The 2,522-nt window shown below is 70.1% G+C and carries 2 protein-coding genes and 2 pseudogenes; 1 reads left to right on the forward strand and 3 read right to left on the reverse strand.

Annotated elements, in window-relative coordinates:
• Positions 1-121 precede the first annotated feature (121 nt).
• Both A6Q79_RS15130 and A6Q79_RS15135 read right to left on the reverse strand, forming a co-directional pair.
• Positions 122-418 (reverse strand): hypothetical protein, encoded by a 297-nt coding sequence (locus tag A6Q79_RS15130; protein ID WP_317698704.1) that lies wholly within the window; start codon positions 416-418, stop codon positions 122-124.
• A gap of 83 nt (positions 419-501) precedes the next feature.
• Positions 502-1,002 (reverse strand): MarR family winged helix-turn-helix transcriptional regulator, encoded by a 501-nt coding sequence (locus A6Q79_RS15135; protein ID WP_067853609.1) that lies wholly within the window; start codon positions 1,000-1,002, stop codon positions 502-504.
• Positions 1,003-1,113: 111 nt separating this feature from the next.
• Between A6Q79_RS15135 and A6Q79_RS15140 the strand changes: the two are divergent.
• A pseudogene (locus A6Q79_RS15140) lies at positions 1,114-2,277 on the forward strand (cobalamin-dependent protein); the annotation flags it as partial.
• Positions 2,278-2,313: 36 nt separating this feature from the next.
• Here A6Q79_RS15140 and A6Q79_RS18710 read toward each other — a convergent pair.
• Positions 2,314-2,463 (reverse strand): annotated as a pseudogene (locus A6Q79_RS18710) (carbamate kinase); the annotation flags it as partial.
• Positions 2,464-2,522 lie beyond the last annotated feature (59 nt).

Raw genomic sequence — 2,522 nt, forward strand, 5'->3', positions numbered from 1 at the left:
GGCCGAGACCGCGTTCACCCGCGCCTGGAACCGCCGAGACCGCACCATCGAGTTCGTCGAGATCCACCACACCCGCCTCGACCACATCCAGTACCGACCCCGATGAACCAGGCGTCCCCGCTCACGGTGCGGGCGGGCGGGAGGAGGCCCACACGACCAGCAGGACGATCGGCGCGACCACACCCACCACCACCAGTTCCGGCCAGCTCACCGCGAGCTCGGGCCTCGAGGAGCGGGCCCACGCGTCGAGCGCCACCAGCAGGGAGGCCAGGAGGACCACCGTGGCGGCGCGACCGGCCCACCGGACCGCCCGTGATCCGTACAACGAGGCGCGGCGCATGATCGTGAGGACGAGGACCCCACCCACGAGCAGCGACGCCAGGCGCAGCGGGTCGTGCTCCGCGCGCTCGGGAACCACGGCTCGGAGGAAGTTCACCACGACAGACACTGCGAACCAGAGCTCCGGCGCGACTAACCTCGGCTCCCGCGTCCCTCCCTCGCTCACGCGCCGAAGTCGACCTGGCGGAGCCCCCGCAGCAACGCGTACGCCGCCTGCTGGTCGTCGGCGTCGAGCTGGGCGACGCCGAACTGCACGTCCATGAGGGCGGCGGTCGCGTCCTCGACCACCCGCTCCCCGTCAGGCGTCAGCGACGCGAAGGTCCGGCGCCGGTCGGTCGGGTCGGGCTCGCGGACCACCAGGCCCTGCGCCTCCAGCCGGTCGATCGCGTTCGTCACCGACGTCGGGTGCACCATCAGCCGCTCACCAATCTTGCTCAACGGCAACCGACCTGCGCGGCTGAAGGAGATGAGGCGCAGCACCTCGAAGCGCGCGAACGTGATCCCGTGCGGCTTCAGTGCCGCGTCGAGACGACTGATCACGAGCTGGTGCACCCGCATGATCGACGTCGCGAGCCGCATGGCCGTGGCGTCGCCGATGCGCTCCTCCCACAGCTCTCCCGCCCGCTCGAGCGGGTCGAACGCGAGTCGGGGCTCCTGCGGCATGGGCTGATCATAGGCGCAGCGGCGGGCACCCGGCCGACGTCGGCGTCGGGGGTGGCGCGCAGCACGTCCCATTAGTAGGATGTCCGAGCATCTGACTTCCTAGGAGTTCGCATGACCGCGCTGCACGTGCCCACGCACCCCGTCCGACTCGTCACCGCGTCGGCACTCTTCGACGGGCACGACGCGTCGATCAACATCATGCGGAGGATCTTCCAGAGCCAGGGCGCGGAGGTGATCCACCTCGGCCACAACCGCTCGGTCCAGGAGGTCGTCGACGCGGCGATCGAGGAGGACGTGCAGGGCGTGGCCGTCTCGTCCTACCAGGGCGGGCACGTCGAGTACTTCGAGTACCTCGTGGAGTCGCTGCGCGAGCAGGGCGCCGGGCACGTGCAGGTCGTCGGCGGCGGGGGCGGCGTCATCGTCCCCGAGGAGATCGCCCGCCTGCGCGCGTCCGGCGTCACGATCTTCTCGCCCGAGGACGGCCAGCGCATGGGCCTCGCAGGCATGATCAGCTCGGTCGTCGAGGCCTGCGACATCGACCTCACCTCGCTCGGCGCCCTCGACGTCGACGCCGTCCTCGCCGGCGAGCGCGCCGCCGTCGCCCGCGCGATCACGTTCGCCGAGACGGGCCGCCTCACCGGGGCCGACCTCGAGCGGGTGCGCGCGGCGGCCGCCGGTCACTCCTCCCCCGTGCTCGGCATCACCGGCACCGGCGGCTCGGGCAAGTCGTCGCTCACCGACGAGCTGGTGCGCCGGTTCCGCGTCGACCAGCAGGACAAGCTGCGGGTCGCGGTGGTCGCCGTCGACCCGACCCGGCGTCGCGGGGGCGGTGCGCTGCTCGGCGACCGCATCCGCATGAACTCCCTCGGCGGCGCGATGAGCGGAGGGGAGCGCACGTACTTCCGCTCGCTCGCCACCCGCGGCTCCCACGAGCTGCCCGACTGCCTCGACGACGTCGTCGCCGTGCTGAAGGCCGCCGGGTTCGACCTCGTGGTCGTCGAGACCCCCGGCATCGGCCAGGGCGACGCTGCGATCGTCCCGCACGTCGACACCGCCATGTACGTCATGACGCCGGAGTTCGGCGCCGCCTCGCAGCTGGAGAAGATCGACATGCTCGACTTCGCCGACGTCGTCGCGATCAACAAGTTCGAGCGACGCGGGGCGAAGGACGCCTACCGCGACGTCGGCCGCCAGCTGGTGCGCAACCGCGAGGCGTTCGGCAAGAAGCCGGAGGACATGCCGATCTTCGGCACGTCGGCCGCCACGTTCAATGAAGCGGACCGCCGCTTCCACCTTGGGACCCATGCTGCCGTCGGCAAAATGTCCTTCAGACTGGTACTGCCTCATCTGCGATACCGCGCACTCACCGATCTCCTCCTGCCGCGGGGTTCCGAAGTGAAGAGAAACATTTCGGACACCGGTCAGAATCAGGATATGTTTGATGCCGAGTACGTTAGCCATATGCTGTGACGTCAGGTCTTTGTCGATCACGGCCTCAATCCCGTGGCGCACACCGTGGT

Origin of the sequence: Aeromicrobium sp. REDSEA-S32_B7 (genome assembly GCF_001626145.1) — a bacterium.
GTDB lineage: Bacteria > Actinomycetota > Actinomycetes > Propionibacteriales > Nocardioidaceae > Aeromicrobium > Aeromicrobium erythreum.

Bases quoted from the DNA above. Each gene is read 5' to 3' on its own strand.
- A6Q79_RS15135 (WP_067853609.1), bottom strand. From the start codon at position 1,002: ATGCCGCAGGAGCCCCGACTCGCGTTCGACCCGCTCGAGCGGGCGGGA.